At 41.5% G+C, this 25,416-nt stretch carries 21 protein-coding genes and 2 pseudogenes; 7 read left to right on the top strand and 16 right to left on the bottom strand.

The features are described 5' to 3' along the window. Positions 1–77: 77 nt before the first annotated feature. The 3 genes and pseudogenes from AC3EBE_RS07140 to AC3EBE_RS07130 form a co-directional block, all read right to left on the bottom strand. Positions 78–602, bottom strand: a complete 525-nt coding sequence (locus AC3EBE_RS07140; RefSeq protein WP_488594327.1) for a ribonuclease H-like YkuK family protein — start codon at positions 600–602, stop codon at positions 78–80. 148 nt (positions 603–750) lie between these two features. Beyond that, the gene (locus AC3EBE_RS07135; RefSeq protein ID WP_488594506.1) at positions 751–951 is read right to left on the bottom strand and encodes a hypothetical protein; all 201 of its coding nucleotides are present in this window, start codon (positions 949–951) and stop codon (positions 751–753) included. A gap of 147 nt (positions 952–1,098) precedes the next feature. Beyond that, positions 1,099–3,200 (bottom strand): annotated as a pseudogene (locus AC3EBE_RS07130) (transglycosylase domain-containing protein). Between the two features lie 393 nt (positions 3,201–3,593). On the opposite strand from AC3EBE_RS07130, the gene AC3EBE_RS07125 reads away from it, so the two are divergent. Continuing rightward, positions 3,594–4,106: a GNAT family N-acetyltransferase gene (locus AC3EBE_RS07125; protein WP_488594326.1), complete on the top strand. Its 513-nt coding sequence runs from the start codon at positions 3,594–3,596 to the stop codon at positions 4,104–4,106. A 59-nt stretch (positions 4,107–4,165) separates the two neighbouring features. Here the strand turns inward: AC3EBE_RS07125 and AC3EBE_RS07120 are convergent, their stop codons facing one another. Further along, positions 4,166–5,116, bottom strand: coding sequence for a ribose-phosphate diphosphokinase (locus AC3EBE_RS07120; protein ID WP_488594325.1), 951 nt, complete (start codon positions 5,114–5,116; stop codon positions 4,166–4,168). A 633-nt stretch (positions 5,117–5,749) separates the two neighbouring features. Between AC3EBE_RS07120 and AC3EBE_RS07115 the strand changes: the two are divergent. After that, a pseudogene (locus AC3EBE_RS07115) lies at positions 5,750–6,103 on the top strand (DinB family protein); the annotation flags it as partial. A gap of 282 nt (positions 6,104–6,385) precedes the next feature. Here the strand turns inward: AC3EBE_RS07115 and AC3EBE_RS07110 are convergent. The 3 genes from AC3EBE_RS07110 to trhA form a co-directional block, all read right to left on the bottom strand. Continuing rightward, positions 6,386–6,679: a hypothetical protein gene (locus tag AC3EBE_RS07110; RefSeq protein WP_488594324.1), complete on the bottom strand. Its 294-nt coding sequence runs from the start codon at positions 6,677–6,679 to the stop codon at positions 6,386–6,388. Between the two features lie 142 nt (positions 6,680–6,821). Continuing rightward, the gene (locus AC3EBE_RS07105; protein ID WP_488594323.1) at positions 6,822–6,953 is read right to left on the bottom strand and encodes a hypothetical protein; all 132 of its coding nucleotides are present in this window, start codon (positions 6,951–6,953) and stop codon (positions 6,822–6,824) included. A gap of 154 nt (positions 6,954–7,107) precedes the next feature. Continuing rightward, on the bottom strand, positions 7,108–7,746 hold the full coding sequence (gene trhA, locus AC3EBE_RS07100; RefSeq protein WP_488594322.1) for a PAQR family membrane homeostasis protein TrhA: 639 nt from the start codon (positions 7,744–7,746) through the stop codon (positions 7,108–7,110). Positions 7,747–8,047: 301 nt separating this feature from the next. On the opposite strand from trhA, the gene AC3EBE_RS07095 reads away from it, so the two are divergent. The 5 genes from AC3EBE_RS07095 (at position 8,048) to AC3EBE_RS07075 (ending at position 14,591) form a co-directional block, all read left to right on the top strand. Continuing rightward, positions 8,048–10,168, top strand: a complete 2,121-nt coding sequence (locus AC3EBE_RS07095) for an MMPL family transporter (protein WP_488594321.1) — start codon at positions 8,048–8,050, stop codon at positions 10,166–10,168. A gap of 48 nt (positions 10,169–10,216) precedes the next feature. After that, entirely contained in the window at positions 10,217–10,888 is a 672-nt protein-coding gene (locus AC3EBE_RS07090) for a response regulator transcription factor (protein ID WP_488594320.1), read from the top strand. Further along, positions 10,885–12,279, top strand: a complete 1,395-nt coding sequence (locus tag AC3EBE_RS07085) for a sensor histidine kinase (protein ID WP_488594319.1) — start codon at positions 10,885–10,887, stop codon at positions 12,277–12,279. Before AC3EBE_RS07090 ends, AC3EBE_RS07085 begins: the two co-directional genes overlap by 4 nt. A gap of 3 nt (positions 12,280–12,282) precedes the next feature. Beyond that, the gene (locus tag AC3EBE_RS07080; protein ID WP_488594318.1) at positions 12,283–12,681 is read left to right on the top strand and encodes a hypothetical protein; all 399 of its coding nucleotides are present in this window, start codon (positions 12,283–12,285) and stop codon (positions 12,679–12,681) included. A gap of 431 nt (positions 12,682–13,112) precedes the next feature. Further along, positions 13,113–14,591 carry an alanine/glycine:cation symporter family protein gene (locus tag AC3EBE_RS07075; protein ID WP_488594317.1) on the top strand — a complete coding sequence of 493 codons (1,479 nt, stop codon included), beginning with the start codon at positions 13,113–13,115 and terminating at the stop codon, positions 14,589–14,591. Positions 14,592–14,684: 93 nt separating this feature from the next. Here AC3EBE_RS07075 and AC3EBE_RS07070 read toward each other — a convergent pair whose 3' ends face one another. The 9 genes from AC3EBE_RS07070 to AC3EBE_RS07030 all read right to left on the bottom strand — a co-directional run bounded on the left by AC3EBE_RS07070 (position 14,685) and on the right by AC3EBE_RS07030 (position 25,410). Then, a complete protein-coding gene (locus AC3EBE_RS07070; RefSeq protein WP_488594316.1) occupies positions 14,685–15,704 on the bottom strand; it encodes an STAS domain-containing protein in 1,020 nt (339 codons plus the stop codon). 297 nt (positions 15,705–16,001) lie between these two features. After that, the gene (locus AC3EBE_RS07065; RefSeq protein ID WP_488594315.1) at positions 16,002–16,625 is read right to left on the bottom strand and encodes an SGNH/GDSL hydrolase family protein; all 624 of its coding nucleotides are present in this window, start codon (positions 16,623–16,625) and stop codon (positions 16,002–16,004) included. 21 nt (positions 16,626–16,646) lie between these two features. After that, positions 16,647–18,236, bottom strand: a complete 1,590-nt coding sequence (locus AC3EBE_RS07060; RefSeq protein ID WP_488594314.1) for a hypothetical protein — start codon at positions 18,234–18,236, stop codon at positions 16,647–16,649. Between the two features lie 17 nt (positions 18,237–18,253). Further along, the gene (locus AC3EBE_RS07055; protein WP_488594313.1) at positions 18,254–20,068 is read right to left on the bottom strand and encodes a hypothetical protein; all 1,815 of its coding nucleotides are present in this window, start codon (positions 20,066–20,068) and stop codon (positions 18,254–18,256) included. Between the two features lie 45 nt (positions 20,069–20,113). Then, entirely contained in the window at positions 20,114–21,688 is a 1,575-nt protein-coding gene (locus AC3EBE_RS07050; protein WP_488594312.1) for an FAD-dependent oxidoreductase, read from the bottom strand. A 65-nt stretch (positions 21,689–21,753) separates the two neighbouring features. Beyond that, entirely contained in the window at positions 21,754–22,659 is a 906-nt protein-coding gene (locus AC3EBE_RS07045) for an ROK family protein (protein WP_488594311.1), read from the bottom strand. A gap of 3 nt (positions 22,660–22,662) precedes the next feature. Beyond that, complete coding sequence (locus AC3EBE_RS07040; protein ID WP_488594310.1) at positions 22,663–23,358, bottom strand: N-acetylmannosamine-6-phosphate 2-epimerase; 696 nt, start codon at positions 23,356–23,358, stop codon at positions 22,663–22,665. Between the two features lie 67 nt (positions 23,359–23,425). After that, positions 23,426–24,403, bottom strand: a complete 978-nt coding sequence (locus AC3EBE_RS07035) for a Gfo/Idh/MocA family protein (protein WP_488594309.1) — start codon at positions 24,401–24,403, stop codon at positions 23,426–23,428. Further along, entirely contained in the window at positions 24,400–25,410 is a 1,011-nt protein-coding gene (locus tag AC3EBE_RS07030) for a Gfo/Idh/MocA family protein (RefSeq protein WP_488594308.1), read from the bottom strand. The genes AC3EBE_RS07035 and AC3EBE_RS07030 overlap by 4 nt, the downstream gene beginning before the upstream one ends. Between the last annotated feature and the right edge of the window lie 6 nt (positions 25,411–25,416).

Below are 25,416 nucleotides of genomic sequence, written 5' to 3'. Positions count from 1 at the left end.
ATGAAATAATGCACCATAAATTATATCCTTTGTGGAAAATAAAGGAGTTTAGGATAGGACGTTTGCGGTAATCCAACCTACCTGGTATACCTGTTCGCATAACTTGAAGCCACAAACGAATCAGGCTTAATCTGGGCTTCCAAACCTGCCGATTCGATCCGCTTAATCATCTCATCTACGTACACTCTTGTTTTGTTTTTCGTATCCCGGCCCATATCCAAATGCCCCACCATAATGAAATTGGCACCTTTTTCGACATAAGGCAGCAATAGATCGATAATTTGGTTTTGCTTCTCGGGAGTGAACATGTAGGCGACTTCCTGGGTGAAGTTTGTTTCCAACGTAATTTTCTCCTTTAAGCTTAGAATTCTCCTTGCTATATCTACACGCCGGTAACATGCCCAGACACCTTTGCCTTCACGCGGGATTACCACTCCTGTAATGAAGCGCGTATAAGAACTATGCACATGTGAGTCCGTTCCAATGATCAGCCGGTGATTGCCAGTTGGCTGTATCTTGATGAACGCCAGGATATGCTGGAAAACTTCTTCAAAATACATATTCCGCTTGGACAAATTCTGAAAGCCGTTTTGAAGTGCCATTCCATTCACCTGCCATTCGGAAATAGTTGCACCATTTATATGCGAAAATGGCGGTGAATATACAGGGACATACCCATTGCTTCAGTATTGACACACATAGTGATGTGGCAGCCAATTATCCAAGGGGCCTGTAATGCATCATCCCTTCTTATATACATTCCTGTTCTGCTTTTAATAATTGTGGAATTAACGCTTTGTAACTAATAGTTCTTCTCCTATAATCATAAGCAGGTGCTGAAATAAACATTTGCTCTACTCGTTTATCAAATGCTAAATCTTTCCCTATTTCCAGCCTACGGAACCAATATAGATAGTTGTCAAAGTAAAGACCAAATTCATAATCAGGCACTTCATTAGCCCTCCACATGAATGGATGTATAATATTAAAATCAATCATCTGGGGTGTCCATTAAAAAACTTATTTCATCAAAAAGCAGAAAAGGCAATTACCATTTGAGTAATTGCCTTCATTTTGCCTCAATGCATTAGTCTTAAATCAATGCTTCTTATGTTCTTTTTCTTTCTTTTTACCTTTTCCTTTCTCTTTTTTCTTCGGCTCTTCCGCCCACTTCTTATCTTCTTTTTCCTTTTCTTCCTCTCTCTTCTTCTCCTCTTCCATTCTCTCTTGCTCTTTTCTCTTTTTTTCTTCTTCTAGCGCTTTTTGCTGCTCTTCTTTTTTCCTATGCTCTTCAACCAGCTTATTAATAGTAGACAGATCAAATTGTTTTTTTGAAAATTGATTGATCGATTTCGTAAAAATCTCTTTAAAAATGACGGTAACGGTACTGCCGCTGGATTCTGTCAGGTAATGATTTTCATCTGTTTGGTCATAGCCCATCCATACGGCACCGACTATTTCAGGCGTATATCCAACAAACCAGTGATCCTTTGTTCCTGCTTCATTTGCAAATGGAACTTCTGTCGTGCCCGTTTTAGCGGCAATCTCCCAGCCATCCACTTTTGCATTCTTACCTGTTCCTTCTTCGACGACTCCTTTAAGCATATACGTCATTTTAGCCGCTACCTTTTCATCCGTTACCTTCGTCGCATTGTTTTGCCACTTTCCGATTACATTTCCTTCAGCATCCACTATTCTTTTAATCGCATGAGCTTCTGTCCTTAATCCTTTGTTCGGGAATGCGGAATAAGCCTGTGCCAATGCTAAAGGAGAGGTTCCCTTGTCCATCCCGCCAAGTGCCAGACCATGGTTTTGATCTTTTTCCTCTAGTTTTATCCCAAAACGCTCGACTGCATTAATCCCATACTTCAATCCCATTTCATCAAGCAGCCAAACAGGCGGGACATTATAGGAGTGGATGACCGCATCATACATGGATACCTGACCGCGGAATTGGCGGTCGTAATTCATCGGCTGGTAACCGCCGAGATTGATTGGCATATCCTGCAGCATATCGAACATCTCATATCCTTGTTCAAGGGCACGAGTATAGACGGCGAGCGGCTTCATCGTCGAACCTGGCTGCCTTTTTAGATGTGTAGCACGGTTGAATCCTCGAAAAGTATGTTCCCCGCGGCCGCCAACAAGTGCACTGAGCCTCCGGTTGATGGATTGATAAAAGCAGCACCGCTTTGGATCAGCTGATCAGGCTGGCTTTCCGGAAACAAACTTTTATCCTTGAAAACTTCTTCAACAGCATCCTGAATATCCGGATTCATTTCCGTATAGATTCTCAGTCCTCCTGAAAGAATTTCGTTTTCTGTCAGGTCGTACTTTTGGATGGCTTCGTCAATGATATGGTCAAGATAATACGGATATTTCCCTTCATAATCGTCGATCTTCTTGCCTTGTAACACAATTTGCTGTTCCTTGGCCTTTTCCATTTCCTTTTTACTGATGTAGCCTTCTTTTTCCATTAAGGACAAAACGACATCTCTCCGCTGAACCGATTTATCCATGTCTTTAAACGGTGACAAGAGGGACGGAGCCTTGATTAACCCTGCAAGCATCGCCGATTCACTCAAGCTTAATTCACTGACCTCTTTGCCAAAATAAGTTTGTGCGGCACGCTGGATTCCCCATGCACCTTCGCCAAAATAGATCTGGTTCAGGTACCGTTCCATGATTTCATCTTTTGAATATTTTTGTTCAATCCTTTTCGTAAGGATCAATTCTTTAAACTTTCTCGTATACGTACGTTCCTGTGATAAAAACGCATTTTTTGCCAGCTGTTGAGTCAGCGTACTGCCGCCGGCAACAATATCTCCACTCATTGTATTCTGAACGAACGCCTTGGAAATCGCGAAATAATTGATTCCGTCGTGCTTATAAAACCTTTGGTCCTCTGTTGAAATCACAGCCTGGATCAGGTGATCCGGTATTTGTTTGATGCTCACTCCTTCGATATTCGAAGCCGCAACTTTACTTGCAACCTTGTTATGTTGATCAAAAATGATCGTTGGCTGCGGCGCTGGATCTTCCAATTTGCTCACATCCGTGCTCCAGATCATGATATTCAGGACCAAAAACCCCAGAACGACCAAAGCCCCACTAATGGCAATGAATTTCTTCACCATACTTTTGGATTTAATTTCATTCCAATCGATTCTTGATTTCTTCCTTTGCTGCCTTCTTTCCATTCTTCCCAATTGTCATTCCCACCTTGTTTTCTTATGTTGATGAACTAGTTGTTTAATAAGTTTTATAACTTACTATGTGCCTGACATTTAATGAGGGCACCAAATAATTATATAGAACACTATTTCATTGACCAATAATATAGGTTCGCTTTTAGGAAGTGTTTTGTGGGGTTTTTATTGAATTACTGATGGATATGGTCCATACGAGATAGCTACACTTTTTTAACAAAAATACCCGATTTGCAAATAGCGAAACCATCTTTTTCCAATTATATTTATAAAGCAGCGTTTATTCAGTAACAAAGCAAAGAAGCCCCTTGTAACTATTTAAAAGTCTTCTATAATCATAAGCAGGTACGACCACCGAATATTTGCCGAAATGAGGTAAGGAATGTGCAGGTTTTTGAAACGGAGCGCTTGAATGTCCGCTGGCTAGAAGTTCGCGATTCGGAATTTATTTTACAATTATTGAACGAACCGGGATGGCCTCAGTATATAGGGGATAAAGGTATTCGGTCCCTTGAGGATGCGGAGAATTATATTTCGTCCGGTCCATGGAGCATGTATGAACGTCATGGGTTTGGACTCTTTGCTGTTGAAACGAAAGAAACTCAAATTCCATTAGGTATATGCGGATTGATCAAACGAGATGGCCTAGAGGATGTGGATCTTGGCTTCGCCTTTCTTGAAGCATATCAGTCAATGGGTTATGCCTATGAAGCCGCTAAGGGTACATTAAAATACGCCGGCAAATTGGGTATAAATAGAATTGTTGCCATCACCACTAAAGATAACAGAGCCTCTTATCAGCTGCTGGAAAACCTTGGCATGGTTCTTGAAGGATATGTGACTCTTCCACATGACACGGAAGAACTGAAGCTTTATAGTATTGATCTAAAAGCATGAACAAAGCACAGGGACGTATCTTTTGCTTCGAAGCAAAAGATACGTCCCTGTGTTTCTAATTATTCAAAAAGAGGACTTACTGCTTTTTCATTATGAATACGATCAATTGCATCAACAAGTAATGGTGCGATTGATAATGTTGTAATTTTATTTATCATTTTCTCTTCTGGCAGCTCAATTGAATTCGTTACAACTAATTCCTTTATTGCTGATCCTTCTATTCTGCTGATGGCTGCGCCGGAAAGTACGGCGTGAGTGCAGCATGCGTACACTGCTTTTGCGCCTTTTTCCATTAATGCATTAGCTGCCAAAGTGATTGTGCCGGCTGTATCGATCATATCATCTATCAGAATCGCGTTTTTCCCTTCAATGTTACCGACGATATTCATAACCTCTACAACATTCGGTTGAGGACGGCGCTTATCGATTAATGCGATTGGTGCATGCAGACGGTTGGCCAATTTTCTTGCTCTTACTACGCCTCCGTTATCAGGGGCAACAACGACAACATCCTCTAATCCTTTATTCTCGAAATATTGAGCAAGGATCGGGACACCTACCAGCTGGTCAACGGGGATGTCGAAGAAACCTTGTATTTGCGGGGCGTGAAGGTCAATTGTAAGAACTCTGTTCGCTCCTGCTGTTACTAGAAGGTTTGCAACTAGTTTAGCTGTAATCGGTTCCCGTGAACGTGCTTTCCGGTCTTGCCTCGCATATCCGTAGTAAGGAATTACAACATTAATCGTTTTAGCTGATGCTCTTTTTAAAGCATCGATCATGATGAGTAGCTCCATAAGATGTTCATTGCCAGGCTGTGAAGTCGACTGGACCAAATAAACATCACTTCCGCGAACACTTTCTTCTATATTAATTTGAATTTCTCCATCACTAAATTTTTTCACAGAGCTTTTCCCTAACTCGCATCCTAAAAGTGAGGCCATTTCTGCAGCTAATTTAGGGTTAGAATTCAACGTAAACATTTTAAAACGCTTTGATAATTGATAAGCCAATGTAAGTCCTCCAGATATATGATATAAACACAATGCAATTAATATTTTATCATAATTTCTGAAAGCGGTTGCTATCCTTTTTCATACATTTACATTTTCTCACGGCTAAATAATATTCAGATGGACTGCTATTTGACCACACTTAAATATATCCCATTAAAATAATATCCATATTTTTATTAAAGAAGCCGAATTAAAAACAACAGAAAAAGAGATATAAACAACCAAAAATAATGAACCTGGACTAATGTCAAGCCATTCTCTATTTTGGTACCCGCAACTATTAAAACTTGTATAAAAGCGATGCGTTGTGGTGACCCCAACCTGTTATGGTATTTGTCCCTTCTTGTGAAACCTAAATCGTTTGTTATTGGTTTTTTGGTTATATCAACAAAATTGCTTTTTTAAATGCTTAAAGCAGTTGGATTCAATAATTTACAGGATTATTTCCAAAGAATCTAGAATAAACATAATAAAATTCCAAAAATTGGAGAGTGGGTCATGATTTATGATATGGAGGAGTATATAAAATATTTAGATGGTATTCATAAACGAACAATGCAATATGTGAAAGTAATACCAAATGATTTCTTACAATGGTAGCCTTCTGAAGATAAATTTTCTACAGGTGATTTATTGCGGCATATCGCATCATCCCGAGTGATGTTTCTTGGTATATTTGAACATGGAACGTGGAAATATCCAGGGCATGATATAGGTAAGGGAGCATTTATTGAGGATATTTCAATTTATTTAGAGGCATCTCATATTGAACTAAAAGAGGGTCTATTAAAAGTTGGCAATGATGTGTTGAAAAAAAAGCTTTTAACTTTACATGGTCATGAAGTTAGTGCATGGAGAATTCTTATGGCAATTCCAGAACATGAAATCCATCATCGTGGGCAAATCTCTACGTATTTACAAATGAACAAAATTGAACCCCCTCAAATATTCGGGTTAAAGATTGAGCAAGTGAAAATATTATAATTTTATAAAGCATTGGCCTTCATCGTTATGATGAAGCTTTCTATTCTGTCCTGTTACCCTAAACTGAGCGTTTAAGAGGTTATTTAAATTATTTTTTATATTTGCTCATAAAAACGCCAAAAGCAGTGTGATTTAAAGTTGTTAAATCCACTGCTTTTATACGTGTTTTTATACCTTGTGCTCTAAAAGAGAACGGCTTACACTAATACTAGGTTCTTAGAAGCATTTAATTAAAGTCTTTCTTTATTATCTATTTAGCTAAATGATTTTTCCTAAGTTGTTTTACCTTCTTTTCCCCTTCCAAACACCCAGTTGAAAGATGAACACTGAATAACCAATGAAAATCGAAACAGGTATGATGACTTTTTTATTATTTTTCCAAAGATCGAGAATGGTCTTCTGAAGGCTGTCTTTTAGGTACAGATAGTAGATGTAGACTAATAGTATGGATAGCAATAATAAGAAGGCAAAGCGGAGTATGCGAAAGAAAGAGATACCTTCCAATAGTGGTTTTCTATGCTTTTTACCTTTATATCCAGCGGCGGAACTCTTGTTGGAAAGCCTTGTTTCAGCCATGAGCCTCACTCCCTTGGTCGGATACAAATTCTTATGCTTCTTATATTCTTTCCCTTTGCTTCATTATCCTTTGATTTATCCAAGAAAAAACAGCCCTATCAAAGATAGAGCTGCCATTTTTTCTAATTCTGTCATCAAACGATCATTTCATTAAAACAAAGTTCTTTTGCAGCTCTGCTTCATTGATCGATATCCTGATCGACAAGTCTTCCGTTCGCAGGACAAACTCTTTGACACCAATAAATTCAGAATGGGCCACCAAATAAAATTGCATGCCCCTTTTAAAGCCTCTAAAATTCTTCTTTAGTCTGTATTTCTCCATGATTTTATCAAAAGCACGTGGACGCTTCCGGTGCTTCTTCCCTCACTTGATTTTTTCCGTTTCTACGGTTAGCATTCGTATGTTTTCCAGCTAAGAGAACAATCAGTTACGGCAACAAAGACAACACCGCAAAAAAGTGCATGATCGAAGCTGCCATTACGAACAGGTGCCAGATGGCATGGTGATAATGGAAGCCGCGCCATACATAGAATATCGCTCCCAGTGTATATAGGACGCCTCCGATCACCAGGAATCGCAGTCCTTCTATTGAGACGTTTTCAGTCAGCGGTCCCCAAGCAAACACGATCAGCCAGCCCATGACGACATAGAGCGCGGTTGATGTATGCAGGAACTTTTTGACGAACAGGGATTTGAATACGGTTCCGGCGATGGAGAGTCCCCAGACGATGCCGAACAGTGTCCAGCCAAGTGCTCCTTTTACCGCAATGAACAGGAATGGCGTATAGGTGCCGGCAATGAAAAAATAGATGGATGAGTGGTCCATGATTTCGAATACATCCTTTGCTTTGCCGGGCGGAAAGCTGTGGACGAGGGTGGATGATGTATATAACAGGACCATTGTTGTCCCGAACAAGGTGAAGCTCACGACATGCCATGCTGTACCGTACAGCGAGGCAAAGACAATCAGGATCACGAGGGCTGCAATGCTTAATAGTCCCCCGATTCCATGGATCACCGCATTTGCGATTTCCTCTCTCTTCGTAAAGATATGTACATTCGCCATATTTTTAACTCCTTTGCTCTATATGACAGAAAGTCGGCCTGAATAGTTTCTTCTATATATAGTAGAACCTGAGTATATCATTTATGACGGTGAAAGGTGAAAGGATTTGCAGCTATTGCTGGCTCACCTTTTTGACTGTTATCGCAATTTGTAATTGAAAGTTGAGGTTGTGTTTATTTTCATGTTATATGATGTTCATTGACAAAGGCACTTCGTTTTTTTCTGATGAAGAGCTTTGATGTAAAAAATGGGTGGAACGCAGCCAGCCATTGAGAAAAGTTTTACCATAGGAGGTTTATACATGAAGAAGATGCTCTATTTCATCACAGACTGGGTTTCTACCAAACGCGGGATGTGGATTACAATCATCGCCTGGCTGGTATTGATGGTGGGCTTAAGTGCTGGCCCTAAGCTTGGCGATTACAAGGTGAACAATTTTCAATCGCTGCCGGATGATGCGAAGTCCGTCATCGCGCAAAATAAGACGGAGGACTTTTTCCCGAATGAACAGGGTACTCCGGGCATTCTTGTATTCCATAACGAGAATGGGGACATCAATCTTGATGAAGTGAATCAAATCCTTGATGAAATCATTTCCGAGGACATTGAAGGGATTAAGAATATCATTGATACTCGGAAACTTCCCCCACAGGCGCTGGGGTCGTTCATTTCTGAAGACAAATCAACGATGATTGTGCCGATGGAGCTTGAACCAGGCCTGGGCAATGATCAGTATGCCGAAATCAATGACCGGGCTACCGAAATTGGTACGGGCATTGCTGACAAGCTTGAAAGCACATCGTTTTATATCACCGGTCCTGCCGGGATTGCAGGTGATACGATCAAGCTTTTTGAGCGGGCGGACTTCGTTCTGTTGCTGGCTACAGTCGGGATCATCCTTGTTCTCTTGATTGTCATTTACCGTTCACCGCTCCTGGCCATCATTCCATTGCTGGCTACAGTTATCGTTTATCAAGTCGTGAACCAGAGTGTCGCCCTGCTTGGAGCTGGAGGACTTGAAATCAATAATCAGACGACCTCCATCATGAGCATCTTGCTTTTTGCGGCCGTCATTGATTATTCATTGTTTGTATTCTCTCGCTTCCGCGAAGAGCTGAACCATTATGAAAGCAAATTCGATGCGATGAAGCATGCGATGCGCGCGACGGGCGAGCCTGTCTTTTTTGCCGGCGGAACTGTCCTTGCTGCGATGCTCGTGCTCCTGTTTGCGGATTTCCGTGATTATCAGAACTTTGCACCGATCTTCGGTACGGCGATGTTCTTCATCATGCTCGCTTCCGTTACCCTGGTGCCAGCACTGTTCACGTTATTCGGACGCAAGGCGTTCTGGCCGAAGGTTCCTAAGTATGGTGTCGAGACAGAGATCAAGCATGGTGTCTGGGGACCAATTGCCAAATTCGTTGTCAATAAGCCTGGCCTTTCCGGCGGAGTGGTCGGCGTGCTTCTCGTCCTATCCGCGTTAAACATTTTCAATCTGAATTATGAATTCGACATGGTTAAAAGCTTCCCAGAGGATTTGCCATCCCGGGTTGGTTATGAAATAGTAGAACAGAGATATGATAAGGGTGAACTGGCCCCTACCACGCTATTGATTAAAAGTGATACACCATTAACAGAAGAAGATGCACTGAAGATTACCGAAAAGCTGAATGCTGAAAAAGAAATCGCTTCTGTCCGATTGGCTGGTATCACGGAAAATGGTGATGCGGCGAAGTTCAGCATCGCGCTGGACATGAATCCGTACTCGGTTGAAGCAATGGATTATATGGAGGATTTGCGCAATCAATCTCCTGAGCTGCAGGAAGATCTCGGACTGAAAGCCGATGCTTATTTTAGCGGGGTCACACCAAAGCTTGTGGATGAGCGTGAAGTCAATAATTCTGACATCGTGAAAATTGTCCTGCTTGAAACAGCGTTGATCCTTGTATTGCTGATTGTATTGACACGCTCACTGAAAATGCCGATTTACATGATGGCAACCATCCTGCTTTCTTATGCATCTGCCCTTGGCCTCGGTGTATTCCTGATTGATGTTCTGTTCGGATACGATGCTATCAGTACTCGTGTTCCTGTGTATGCGTTTATCTTCCTTGTTGCACTGGGAATCGATTATAATATTATCCTGGCTTCCCGCTTTAATGAAGAGCGCAGTAAACACAAAGTGAAGGAAGCCCTTGAAATTGCCATACGCAATACAGGCGGAGTGATTTCGTCCGCAGGTGTAATTTTGGCGGCAACGTTCGCAGCGCTGACGACGATGCCAATCGCCGATTTGTTTATCTTCGGATTCATGGTCGCTGTCGGCATCCTGATCGACACCTTCCTCGTTCGCGGCATGCTGCTGCCTGCACTGATTCTTTTCTTTGAAAAAGATAAGCAGACAAGTGTGGAGAATCAATAAGAGCTGGAGAGGCCTCCTCTCCTCTTCCCCCTTAAGGAGGCGTAAAGAATGAGAATACTTGTTGTTGATGATGATGCGAATATCCAAAGACTCGTGACCATCCATTTAACCCAGGAAGGGTACCAGGTTTTCAAGGCCAGCGATGCTGACGAGGCTTTATCCCTGATTGAAAAGCAAAATGTCGACCTTGCAATTGTCGATGTGATGATGCCTGGGATGAATGGCTTTGAACTGACGAAAATCCTGACTGATGATTGGGAGATTCCCGTCATCCTCCTTACTGCGAAAGGCCAGCTAAGCGATAAAGAGCAAGGCTTCCTTTCAGGCAGTGAAGATTATATTGTAAAACCATTCGAGGTGAAGGAGCTGCTCTTCAGGGTTGCTGTTGTATTAAGGAGGATGCAGCGGGCCATCGATTCGGTCATCCAGGCTGGCAATATGAAGATTGACCGCAACAGCTTTGAGGTAGAAATCGATCAGGAGACCATCCTGTTTCCGCTGAAGGAATTCGAGCTGTTGAGCATCCTTGCTTCACGGATGAATAAAACCACTCCTCGTTCAACTTTAATTGAACAGGCCTGGGGAGCCGATTATGAGGGCAGTGAACAAACGCTAAACACTCATATCAACCGGATCCGTGAACGCCTTAAGAAGCATGGAGCCACTGTGGAAATCCAGACGATTCGCGGGATTGGCTACAGACTTGAGGACGTGAAATGAATACGTTGTACAGGAAGTTCATCATCGCAACCATTCTCATCCTGGGCATCAGCATTGTCATCGCCTTCATCCTGGCAAACTGGGTCTATATGACATCGACAAGGGAAAGAATCGATGAACAAAACGTTAAAATTGCCAAAGAGGTTACTTCAAGTCTCGAGCAAATGCATTCTACATCGCATTTAAGCTTCACAGCCTATCTTGATTCAATCAGTAAACTGGGGTATCAAATTTATGTTCTAAGCGAAAGTGGTGAGGAATTCTTTTTTGGCGAAGCTTTTTCGAAAAAGAACCTGCCTGCTAAAGCTATTGACGTAATTGAGGAAAAAGAAATCTATCACGGCATGGATAAAACAAGCTCACCATGGCTGATGATGAGCCATTTTTCAAATCAGCTTGATAATACCGTCGGCGTCCCCTTCACCATTGGAGACGAGGATTTTGGCTTGTACCTGAGGCCGAATAATAAAATGTTATTCTCCGACGTACATGTCATTTTTGCCTGGTTTTTTGTCGCGGTGTCGATCGTCAGTATAAGCGGGGTCTTCTGGTTTGCCAAACACCTGATCCAGCCGATTACAAAGCTGACAGAAGCGACAAGGGAAATCACAAGAGAGAATTTCAACTATCCTTTGAACATCTATCGGAGTGATGAAATCGGCCAGCTTGCCGAAAGCTTCAGCAGAATGCAGACTCAGCTGCAGCATAATGATGAAGCACGTAAATCATTCATTAATAATGTATCCCATGACTTTCAATCACCATTGATGAATATTCAGGGATACGCTGAGCTTTTAAAAACACAGGAGCTCGACGAGGAGCATCGGGAGTATGTCGAAATCATCGACGAGGAATCCAAGCGGCTGTCCAATCTGACAAAACAATTGCTGCTGCTTACATCCTTGGATCAGAAATCCTATCCGATGAAGTTGTCTACGGTCAGGATTGACACACAGATCAAGGAAACAGTCAGAAGGCATCAATGGCGTCTGGAGGAAAAAGAGATTGAAATCTCTTACCATCTCCCCCCTGCCCCGATCCTCGCAGATCCGGAACTTTTGATGAACGTCTGGGACAACCTGCTCACGAATGCAATCAAGTACAATCGAGCTGGCGGAAGCATTTTTATCCAGATAACCGAAACCTATAACTGGATCAACATCACCTTCGCGGATACCGGAATCGGAATGAACGAAAAGCAGGCCTCGAAAATCTTCGAACGCTTTTACCGTGTCGATGCCGCCCGCAAAAAGAACGGAACAGGATTAGGCCTGTCGATTGTCAAACATATCATCGAATTGCACAACGGAAATATTGAAGTGGAGAGCGAGAAAGATTCAGGAACGACTTTTACGATAAAGCTCCCTAGAGAAAAACAAACGGAGGAATAAAACATGGAACAAACTTGGAGTATTCGGCTTATACGATTTTCAGCATTATTCGGACTGATTGGAACCTTCCTGGGCTCACATATGGCAGGTGCCGGCGACTATGCCATGCGCCCCATCCACGCCCACATCCTGTTAGTCGGCTGGCTATCCGTATTCGCCTGGGGAATCTTTTACAAAAACTATAAAATTAAGTACAAAAAACTAGTAGCCATCCACAGCATCCTCGGCATGATTGGCTCACTAGGACTCACCATCGGAATGTGGATGTACAACCTGAATCCATTCAACATGGACAAAACCTTCGTCATGGTTCTATTTATCGTCGGAGGGTCACTGTTGCTACTAGCATTCATTTTATTCCTGGTTGTAACTTTCTTTATTGAAAAACCGCGAGAAGTATAAAATGAAGCGTCCCCTTGCTTTAAAAAAGCACCGGGACGCTTTTTTAGTTTTAAAACACCAATATAAATATCCATTTTTCTTCGTATCAGTCTATAAAAACTATTAACATCAAATCGCCCCTTAGTCCAAAAGTGTCCAGCCCGCTGATCATATTTTATAAAATCTATCTTATCCCTCAATCTTTTTCTAGCCCCTCGCCTAAAGCAATCTGTCCCGAAAAATTTATATTCAAGAATGTAAAAATAGTAGAAATATTTCAAATTCTGTTTGTCCAATTTTAATTAAGGGTAAATTTACTAAATAAAACAGTAGGTAACTTGTTATTTCACCATGTCTGTCGGGGGCGTATCTGGGTGTAAATAACTCAATTATATGTTCTTTAAAATTTGATAGCATAGCATCAAAAATCTTTCATCAAAGGTGGTTCATCTATGGAGTTAGTAAATTGGTTGAATGGGTATGTGTGGAGTTCATTTTTAGTCTTCGCGTTCTTAGGGTTAGGTTTGCTTTATACGATTCTTACTCGTTTTGTTCAGTTAAGATTTTTTAAGGATATGATCAAACTGACTTTTAATGGAGGCGAATCTAAGGCAGGCGTTTCTTCCTTTCAGGCATTGTCCATGTCACTAGGAAGCCGTGTTGGTACAGGTAATGTTGCTGGAGTGGCAACAGCCATTGCGTTCGGAGGTCCAGGGGCTGTATTCTGGATGTGGGTGGCTGCCCTGTTGGGAAGTGCGACTTCCTTCATCGAAATTACGCTTACCCAGGTTTATAAAAGGAAAATTGATGGTCAATATCGCGGAGGAACGCCCTTTTATATTGAAAAAGGGCTGAAATCGAAACGGTTTGCCGTCGTTTCAGCAGTATTGACCATGATTGTTATGAGTTATTTATGGCCTGGCATCCAGGCAAATACTGTGGCATTAACAATGAACAATACTTTCGGGATTCCTTCGATCGCGACTGGAATCGTGCTCTGCATATTACTGGGTTTTATCATTTTTGGCGGGGTTAAACGGATTGCTAAAGTTGCTGAAGTAATGGTTCCCTTCATGGCCATCGGCTACATATTGCTTTGTATTGCTATTCTTAGCTTTAATCTAAATCAAATTCCAGAAGTTTTTTCTTTAATTATCTCAAGTGCATTTAACTTCAATTCAACATTTGGCGGCCTGATGGGTTCTGCGATTGTTTGGGGAGTACAAAGAGGCGTTTATTCTAATGGAGCGGGCCTGGGCAGTGAAACATTCGAAGCCGGCGCTGCTGAAGTTTCCCATCCGGCAAAACAAGGACTGGTCCAGGCATTCTCCGTTTACATCGATACGTTGATTATCTGCCCAGCCACTGCCTTTATGATTCTGATTACCGGGATGTATGATGTTAAACCGGAAGGGATGACCCCTGTTATTGATAAACTCGGTAATGCCGAACCTTCTATCTATACACAGCTGGCAGTAGAGTCAGTGTTCCCAACATTCGGTGTTGCCTTTCTGGCAATCTCCCTATTCTTTTTCTGCTTTACGACACTTTTATCTTATTATTATAAGGCCGAAACAAATCTTGCTTTCCTTGCAGGCCATATAAAGAAAATGCCTATTTGGGCAAATCATATTCTGAAAGTAGTCCTATTAGCGGGTACATTTTACGGAAGCATCAAATCAGCTACTTTTGTCTGGGCAATGGGAGATTTAGGAATGGGCGCAATGGCTTGGATTAACCTAACAGTCATCCTATTGCTGACCAAACCAGCTCTAAAGGTATATAAAGACTACGTAAAACAAAAGAACGCTGGAAAAAACCCAGTTTTCAAGCCTGAAACGTTAGGGATCGAGGGTGCAGACTTTTGGGAAGGAAAATATAATAAAACTCCAGATACAGTCTTATCCGAAAGAAGATCAATATCAGTTTAATAGATTAATATGGTCTTTTTTTGCGAAATAAACACATGGGGACGTACCCTTTGCTTCCAAATGGAAGCAAAGGGTACGTCCCCATGTTTCTACTTAATCTTTCTTTACTAATTCATACCCATTCTGCTGAATAGCGTACTCTACCCCCTGCTGGAGGCTTGAGAAGGTGTGGATTCCTGCTAGATTAACGTTTGAACTTAAGATTTGAATACTTAGTTCAGCGGACACACCGACAACAAAGCATTGTCCGCCGATCAAGCGGACCGACTGGATCATTTTTTGGATGCCATGGATGGTGTATGAATCAACCTGCTTGATTCCAGTTAAGTCGATAAGCAGGTATTTAGCCTTCAATCTGGTGATCTCCACCAAAGCTTTTTCTATCATACTGCTTAACCGCTCATCATTATACTTTCCGATCAAAGGAATAACGAGAATATCCTTCAGAACTGGAATGACTGGAGAAGACAGCTCCTGAATCATCGAATTGAGTTCCTCTGTACGAGTCTCGACCATCTCTTCCAACTCCGAGATGCTTTCCTGTTCTTTCTTCCTCGCTAATTCATGAATGTTTTGCGAAATGGTCACAGTCGATGGGCTGATTACAATCTCATCGTATTCATCGCCCCCCTGCTGGCTCTTCACCATTTCATACCACATATTTTGCTGGAACAGACCAGTGAAAATCCCTGCCCAATGACTTGGCAGCAGGACCCCTGCTTTATTTTTATCGGAAAGCTTGAAAATCCGATGTTCCCAGCTGTTGCGGATTCTTACGACAGCCCTTTTCTCTTCATAAGAATACTCATGAATTTCAAAATGTCCCCAGCCTGCACTCTTATAGATATCCCCATATTCCTCCAGCAGCTGCACCACATCTGTTCTGCCTTCGTAATATGAGCTTACAAGATGTCCCATACGAAAGCCGGTTACCTCATAAACCGTCTTGGACACGTCACTTCCGGATATTTCTTCTATTGTTTTTAAGAACAGCTCGATCGCCGAATCCCAGAACAGCAAAGCAGGGGCACCATCAAACGTCAGCTGACCTTCATAGCTATTCCATACGAACTGATTTTTGTTCACTTTTATCTCATAGTTAGAATTACCCATTATCCTTCTCCCAACATAACTAAGTAAGTCCTATTCTATCTTAAACAATATATAAATACCAATATAAGCACGGGGACGTACCTTTTGCTTCCATCCAAACTTCTGGTAAAGCAAAAAGGAGAGCGGATCCCCTAATTTGATCCACTCTCCTCTGTTTTTCCCAGCATCCTATCGCCTCTTAAACCAGGTTCACTTACGACTATGCGCGAGTGATATGATAGCATGGGAGCGCACATTCTTCTTCAATCAAAAACTAAGGGAATATCATTTTTGTCCCTTTAGTTGTATCTAAAAAAATTATATTCCCTCAAATAAACCCTTAGTTGCCTGAATCCAAGTTTTTGCCATTAATGTATTCCCCATAGTATTCATATGAACACCGTCATTGGTCAGTGGCTGGCCATTCCCAGACTCCAAGTATTTCATGAATGCTTGATGTGTTGGTACAAGTGTAGCATTATATTTCTCTGCTAACCTATGGATGATCTCAACATATGCGGCCAGCTTCTTATTCCCTTCACTTTGGGGGTCTTCTTTAATAACGGTCGGCTCCATTAGCACAAGGGAAGCGTTGGTGTTTTCAACGACCTTCTTAAGCATAGATTCATATATTTTTTCGTATGGTTCAGGATACATTTGTTCAAGGTCATGAGAATCAAATTGTCTCGCAACATCGTTAATCCCAATTGAGATGGAAACAATATCTGGATTTAAGGAAATGACATCCTGATCCCAGCGTTCAGCCAGGTCATTTACCCGATGTCCACTTATGCCTTTATTAAAAATCTCCAGCTCTCTCTCTGGATAAGTAACCTTTAAATAGTCATGAACCAATCGTACATATCCGGTACCGATTTCATCATTCTCACTGATTCCCCACCATGTAATACTGTCACCAATAAAAACGATCCGCTGTTTCATGTTATTCCTCCTAATCTAAGATTAAATGATTTCCCGGCCCTTCGATTCCATTTCTTCCCAGGTACATAGATACCCCTCTAACTTTTCAACTAAATAGTTAATATAGAAGGAAATCATGCTATACGGGTCCTCGATACCGGAAACTGCCTTTCCTGCAAATGGTTCAATCTCTTGTTTCCATTTTTTTAAGTCATCCACTATTAAGTGCAATTCGTCATGGAATTCTACTTTTTCCGGATCAATAAGACGATTAGGGAACAAAGGTACATTCCATTTAGAAACTTCTGATAGCACTTTTTCAATGCTCCTAATTACTTGCCTTACTTCGGTATGGCGCTGATCAAACATTGAGTAAAAATCTTCTTCGATTTCGTTAAAAGAATCACCCCAGCTTAAACGGGCAAAAAAGTAATCATTCATTAACTGAACTGATTTCCAAGGATACAGGGAATCACTATCATCTGATCCAGCCTTCGGAATATAGGGGACAATCAAGTTGACCATTTGGTCGATACCCATCTGAGAATAGAGGTTAAGATCCTCATGAATTCTTTGGAATAATGGCGGAAACAAATTGCCTAACATAAAATGGTCACTATAATATTCAAAAATCGTAAGTTCCCGGCCACTTTCCTTCGTAGCATAGCACCAAGTTTCCAACGCCTTGATGGCTCTGTCTTCTTTTTTATAAGACTGCTGATAATTCCTTCCCCAGTATGCAAATAAAGTATGAACCGACTTAGAGCCTGGAGTTTCTTCGGAGAGTTCAAGCATTTCCCAGGATAACCCTGCATTATAGGCAATATGCTCCACTGCAACACCAGGAAGCTGCTTTTGTATAAGCTCAGTAAATGAAATATATCTTGCTAAAAAATGTGGATCATCTTCAATTCCTACGTCTGCAGGCCATAAGGATATTCGTTTTATAGAACTGGTTTCCTCACAATATTCCTTAATTTTATCTATTATCTTGCTCTTCCATGTTTCATCTGAAAAATCGATTTGTTTTTTCCCAGCTGCCGACAGTCCCTCTGCTAAATAGTGCATACTATGCCCTCCAATTGTAATGGAAAGGCCGCGATTCTCGATTTCTTTCGCAAGAATATGCTTTACTTTATCCCATAGCATGAAAGTAAAAAACAGTTCATTGATATAATGTTTAGCTGCCCAGTCGACTAGCTGCAAGAGAAATTCCGGGTCATTATAATTTTCAACAACCAGGCCTCTTCTTTTCATTTTCCCTGTAAGAATAGGCGTTTGCTTTAGCCCTTCCCCTGTGACAGCTGCATTTTCTTTGGATAAAAAATGAACCCATTTATACCCATATAGTTTTTTCAGAGCATGATATACTCCAAAAAGCACCGAACGCGGATTTGAACCAATAATGTATAAATCATTCCCATTCTCCAAAAGCTGAAAAGTATCTATAGCTTCATCGGTTTGAAAAACGGGCTCATTAATTAAATCTTTTTGTAGGAAATCCTGCTCCTGCCCCAAAATAAATGAATAATTCAAGTTCGTGCTGACCTGTTCGGCATATTTAAATAATTCCGATTGCGCAAACTTGATAGCGGGAGCATCATTCAGAATGGAACACTGTATGCTTGACATTTAGACACCTCTTTTTACTAAAAATCCAGTAACGATTGATTCATTTCCTTTAACAGCATTCCTGATAAGATAATCGCATTGGTCCAGCCGCTTTCAAGTACATATGCACCCCAGCCTGTGTCGCCATTATTGCCAAAATACTCTCCTCGTTCCATATGGAAGGAACGCATCCAGCCGCCGTTGAACTCTTTTTTCGAAGAAGAAATTTGAATGTCAGCTACAAATTGGGCTAGTTTATCATAAAGATCTTTAACTGCGGGGTCACCAGTTGCTTTCCAGGCTTCCCAGGCATTCATAAGCAAGAAATTATTTGTATACAATTGATCGGCTATACCCTCACCATTCAATCTAAAAACGCCGGTATCTTCTGTACCATATCTTTCAGGGTCCGGGTTATCACTTTCCTCAATCCCCCCTGATTCATGCTGATGGCCAGCTAAATATTCAATCACTTCATTTAAGCCTTTTCGGATTGATTCATCCTTTGTAACTGCATATATTTGTGCTAACGACAAAAGAAATCTGCTGTAGCCAGCTGTTTTGCTGTACATGAATTTAAGATTCTCTTTATCTTCCAGCAATGTTAAAGCACCCCGGTGGGCCGTCTTTAAAAATTTTTCATCATTTGAAACGTAGTAGGCTTGTATGAACGCAGCGTGGACGATCGCTTCAAAATGGGGATTCATGCTGGCTTCAGTTGAATGCTGAAAATAAGCAATCCCTTTCTCTTTTAATTCTCGTTCTCGAATACATTCTGGACGCAGTCCATTTCGATTTTGCGTGTTTAAGAGAGCATAGGCAGTTAGCAGGCCTCTTTCTTTGTATTCTTCGTTTCCGGTTTTTCGGTAAAGATATAACAGAACCAGTGCTACCCAGCTGTTATCATCTGAAAAAATTTGGTCTGGCTTATTTCTCGGACTCTGAAACCATTTCCAAAATCCATAAGTATCCGATCGAACATCTATATCCTGGTAGCCTGCTTCGAACAAATAAGTAAGTAAGTTTGCTGAAATCTCACTCCATTTACTTTCCTTTGTATATTCACCATATAAGTAAAATAGCAGTGCAGTATGAGCATGACAGTCAGGACGGAAATCCTCGCTGATGTCGCTTCGGATTGAATGAACATTTTCATATACACCGGCACTTCCATCTTCTTTTGGTAAAATTCCCGAAGTTAAAAACCAGTTCACTCCCTTTGCGATTGTTTTGTCTATGTTTGTTCCTTTGGCCAATTGAACGACAGGAGGAATCATCGATATTGGCAATTGAAAATCCTGCTGCAATTCTTTCACGACATCGTTCCATAGCCAGTTAGGCCGCAGCGTCCAGATTTGATCATTGCTTAAAAAAGCGAAGGTGGAAAAAATCGTTCTTCCTTCCCCATGATTTTTCACTATTAATCCAGGATAGGTTCCTTCCGCTTTCGTCCAATGAGTTTCTTTAAAAAATCCGATATCCAAAATTCTTTCCGTATCAAAGGTGAAGCCAGTTAAAAATGGGCCCTGCCACTCGAGCAGCTGGCCTTTTTTATATAGTTGTGTATCTTTGCTGATCACTAATTTTTCAAGCCGGCGATTGGTCACAGCAAAATCCTGCTTAAATCCAAAGAGCCTGGAACTGGGGAAGTCCTCACAATTGATCAGTTCCCCATATAAAAAGCCACCTTGTTCAACAAAACCATATAACTTCTCAAGAATGTGATAAGACAACTTCAAAGGTTGGCCATTTTCGTTGCCATTTAAAAAAATTGATTTATATTTTGAAAGATCTTTATCTGCCAATTCTTCAATATTAGAATAGTAATCATTGAAGTTTATACGATTTTTCATTTGCCCACTTTTGTCAACAAGAGCGATCAATTCTTCTCACTCCAATCATACTTTATGAATTTCCGGCCACTTCAGTTCAATTCCCGCTTTTACTAATCGTGCCTGAAAATCCTTTAATTGATGGCTTCTAACCTCACTCGGACTTACATCATGTTCGATGCAGTATGCCGCTAAATGTCCGGCGGCTTCTCCTATATTCCACTCAACCGGATGCAATCGGTAGCAACCATTCGTTAAATGAGTCGTTCCGATATTTTTACTGGCTGGCAGCAAATTTTTGACTCGAACCGGAATTAAGCTCCCTAGCGGAATTTGGAATGGATAAGCAGAGATATCAATATATGTATTCATTCCAGTACTAGGATGCAGGTCTAAACGATAACAGCCAATTCCGACACTATCTTCAAAAAAAGTGGCAGAATTCTTCCCTTCTATTTCACCACTGATATGCTGTTCTTTCACGGTGAACTCTGCTTTTATTCTTCTTGATTCTCGAATGTATGGATACTTGGCCAATCCATCTTCTGTTCCCAAAATGTCTTTTCGCAACCGCAACCCAGGATATCCGCAGCCCCCATCTGGTCTGGGTGCTTCCGTCTGCATCCAATACAGCAAGGATAAGCTTAGTTGTTTTGCATTTGTTATATGCTTTTCTTTCTCTTCCTCACTTACATCAATAATAGGTCCGAGCCAATAATCATTTTGCGGCCAATTAACGATTGTTATATCACTCTCAAAGGTACCTAGTTCGAAATTCGCCGTATCAATAACCCTTCGGTAATTCCATAATGAGAAGCGATTGGGCTCATGGAAGAGCGAATATTCAATTGGTTCTAATGTATGAGGAACCAGACCCCACCAGCTCAATTGCTTTGCTGGCCAAAAATACGCCTGATATTGTTTCCAAAATTCGTATTGTGCTGGCTTTTCAATCGTATGGTCTTCCCCTTCTATATAATCCATCGCAAAGCAATAAGTAAAAGCCTGCATATTGGAGGGCTCTGCTTCCCCAACAGGTGCATGGGCTTCACCGGTATCAGCCTGGGATTCCGCCCCAATGACATACTCTACTTTCGCCAGCGGTAAGACATCTCCCATTTCGGTTGCATCCAGAAAATAGCTTCCCTTTAAAATTCGTGAGCGTCCTGTTAAAGTATTCTGAACTGTAACAGACACTACTTGATCCTTTTCTGTTTCTGCATCAGTAATTTTATACTCCGTTAACAAAGTAAGCTTTCCGCTATGGAGGAAGGGTGCCAGCATATCATATAGGACTCGCAATGCTGCTCTTGGTTCATGACTAATATTGCTGACAAGGGCATTACCTGGATTAAATTGCTCATTCATCCGCAGGCTGTTCTTAACTGGGAAATTATTAAAATAATATTCTCTGATCCTTTTTCGAAATGTCCGATAATTTCTTGTGGCACCGAAGCTTTCAATCCAGGGATGTTCATCAGGCGGTACTCCCTGGCTGGTGATTTGGCCGCCAATCCAAGATGTCTCCTCTGTCAGGATGACTTTTTTCCCGGAATTCAGTGCAGACAAGGCAGCCGCACATCCACCCAGCCCTCCGCCAATAATAATAAGATCTCCGTGCAGCTCTCGAGACTCTGTCATTTTATACACCCCTTAGTTTTACCGCTTAATATCGTATCTTTACCGAATAAAAACTTGTTCTCCAACTAAATTGCAGGCTGGATTTTTGCATATTTCCTGGCCAAAAATGCTGCTCCGAGCATACCGGCATCATTCTTTAAAATAGCGATCCTAACAGACGGAGGCTGGCTGGCAACTGTATTCAATTTAGATAAGAAGAGATCCCACCAATACGGACTTGAATTGATCACTCCGCCTCCTACAATGAAACTGTCTAAATCTAATATATTTTGCAAGGACACAATGCCGACGGCAAGGTTCGTAATAAAACGATCAACAATTTGAACCGCGATTGGCTGATTTTCCTTGGCAAGCTTAAACACTTCCTCAGGATCCAGGCCTTGATCAGCGAAAGCAGCTTCTTTTATATCAAGCCTTAAGGCTGAACCCGAAACATATTGCTCCCAGCACCCCCGTTTTCCGCAATTACACGGCCTGCCATCAGGGAGAAAGATCATATGCCCTACTTCGCCAGCTCCACCTTTCGATCCATGATATAATTCTTTATTTATGATGATTCCTGCACCTACTCCAGTGCCTAACGTGATACACATGTAGTTTTCAAGATTTGCGGCAGCGCCTATTTCCATTTCAGCGTAAGCCGCGCAATTCGCATCATTATCGATTACTGTGGGTAAATGAAAACGTTCTTCTACCAGCTGTTTCACCTTTGTTCCTGTCCATCCCGGCAAGTTAGAAGTTGCATAGAGTATCGAGCCATCTCTGACATTCACCTTTCCGGCTGTACCGATACCTATCGCCTCAAATGATAAATTCTCATTGAGTGATAGTCTTTCAATAATTGAGAATAATTGTCCCATTAAATCCTGCTTATTTGTCTGTTCCTCAATCATAGTCAATATCTGGCCGGCTTGATCCACTATCCCGGCCTTGACCTTCGTACCGCCAATATCAATCCCTAATGTGTTCATAGACTACTTCCCCTTCGCAGTATGTATTTCTGAGACAAACCGGTTCGTAATCTCATGCGGTCTTGTTATCGCAGAGCCGACCACAACGGCATATGCCCCTAATCGAATACATTCTGCAGCTAGTTCTGGGGTATGGACTCTTCCCTCCGCAATAATGGGCACGTCAGTTGCATCAATGAGATCAACCAATAGCTGCCTATTAAAGGAATTGTATTCACTCGTATATGGGGTATAACCGCATAGAGTAGTAGAAATCATATCCAATCCCAGCTTTACTGCAAAAAGGCCTTCTTCATATGTAGATATATCTCCCATCAATAAATGATTTGGATACTTCTCCTTCACTTCTTCTACGAACTCAGTCAGCGTTTGGCCATCCGGCCGCAATCTATTGGTAGCATCAAAAGCAATGAATTCAGCACCAGCTTCGACTGCCTCCTTTACTTCTCTTAAAGTGGGAGTAATATAAATTTCACTGTCTTTATACTCTTTCTTTACTAGACCGACTACAGGCAGTGATACGGCTTTTTTTATCTCAAAAATATCTGCTCCCGTGTTTGCTCTGATCCCAACTGCTCCGCCCATTTTTGCAGCTGTTGCCATTTTCCCCATTGTTTCTGCACCGAAGAGAGGTTCATTTTCAAGTGCCTGACAAGAAACGATTAGACCGCCTTTTAAACTGTTTAGAATGGAATGCATTTTTCCACCTCCAAAACTTTTTCTTTTCAGGATGTATTTAAGGAATCAAGCACATCTTGATTCCTTCTCACTTATTCAGTTTTACCGGTTTTTTCTCTTCAAAAGATTGATAGGCTGCCAGAGCTGTTTCTACAGCCTTTAATCCCGCATGTCCTGTTGCAAGCGGGTTCTTTCCTTCCTTGATGCTCATGACAAAATCCTCTATTAGGCCAGCATCCATGTCATCACCCCAGCCAACCCATTGAACACCTTCCTGATCAGAATAAAAATCGACCTTTTGATCAAAGGCATCTACTTTTAAGGAACCCTTCGTCCCCAGAATATCCAGTGTTACATCGCCCCAGGTTGGATAATACTTATTCCTTGACCAGCTGCAGTCTAAAGTCGCGAACATTCCATTGCTGAATTCCATCGTAATAATCCCGCAATCATCAATAGGCTGTTCTGTATATAGACTGCCAATTTCCGCATATACTTCCGTTACCTCTGCTCCTGTGAACCATCTCATAATGTCCACAACATGGACAGTATGGTCGAGGACTGCACCGCCGCCTGATTTTTCAGGATCAATAAACCAGCCTCCAGGATTGGTTCCGCGATTTGTTCCTTTAATGGCTAAAATATCTCCCAAAACACCCTGGTCAATGATCTTTTTTGCTTGTTGAATCGTAGTATTGAACCGGACTGGAAATGCTGTTCCCAATATGACATTATTCTGTTCGCAAGCTCTGATCATTTCTTCCATATCGTCTAAGTTTGTTGCTAATGGTTTTTCACAAAGCACATGCTTGCCAGCCTTTGCTGCTGCTATAACATGTTCTTTATGCTGATTATTTTCAGATGTAACAACTACAGCATCAATATCAGTTTTTAATAACTCTTCATAAGTTTGATAATAAACGATGTCGAAAAGTTCTGAATATTTTTCGCCTCTTTCTTTGTTCACATCGGCGATAGCCGTTAAGGTGACACCATCCATCTCTTTTAGAACGGACGCATAGCTGACAGCGTGCATATGGGCGAAGCTGATGATTCCGATTTTCACGCCCCCTCTCCCCCTTTACCATCAAGGGTTACAGGTACACCCGACCTTAATGAATGAAGTGCAGCGACTGATATTTCCATTGCTTTATACGCATCTCCTGCCGTTACAATCGGAGTTTCGTTCGTCTTCAAACATTGCAGGAAATGTTCCAGTTCAGCTTGATAAGGAGATATTTTCAAAGGACTTTGCGGTACAGATACTCCCTTTTGTACTGTAATTGATTGTCTTACCGACAGCACAACTGGCTCTTCTTTTAAACTATCATATTCAATAATCCCGCTTTTCCCGGCAAATTCAAATTGTGAAGAGAACGTTTCATGAGCCCATGTTCCTTCGACATGCGCGATCACTCCTGATTTAAAAACAAGTGTTACTAATGCATAATCAAGGTTTTCATTGTTGCGGTTAGCGAGTCCTTTTGCAAAAACTCTCTCAACCTCTCCAAAGGTCCAGCGCAGAAAATCAAAGTCGTGGATGATTAAATCAAGGATCACTCCACCGCTTTTCGTTTGATCAGAATACCAATTCTTCCATCCAGCGGGAAAATCACCCCCACGTCTCGTACGGACGACTCCGATGTCCCCGATTTTTCCATTCAACACGAGCTCTCGTGCTTTTGTATATTGGGGGAAGAACCGGACGACATGGCCCACTAATAATTTGACCTGTTTCATTTCACAATAATTCATCATGTCTTTTGCATCCTGAAGTGTATAAGCTAAAGGCTTTTCGCAAATTACATCAATGCCGTAATCAGCTGCTTTCATTACATACTCTTTATGCAGGAAGGTCGGAAGACAAATATCAATCACGTCAATATGATCAAAGCTCTTTACTGCTTCTTCTAATGTCTGAAAGAAAGTTGTATCATGGTTGCCTATTACCTTTTCAGCTCGTTCTTTGCTTAAGTCAACAATCCCAGCTAAATGAACATCCTTCATTGAATAATAGGAAGCGGCGTGTTCCATCCCCATTGTCCCTGCGCCCACCAAAACGATTTTTTGCAAAGATCA

This window comes from Mesobacillus sp., assembly GCF_057785455.1.
The sequence above is the reverse complement of the archived record's forward strand: the minus strand, read 5'-3'. Positions and strand labels throughout refer to the sequence as shown.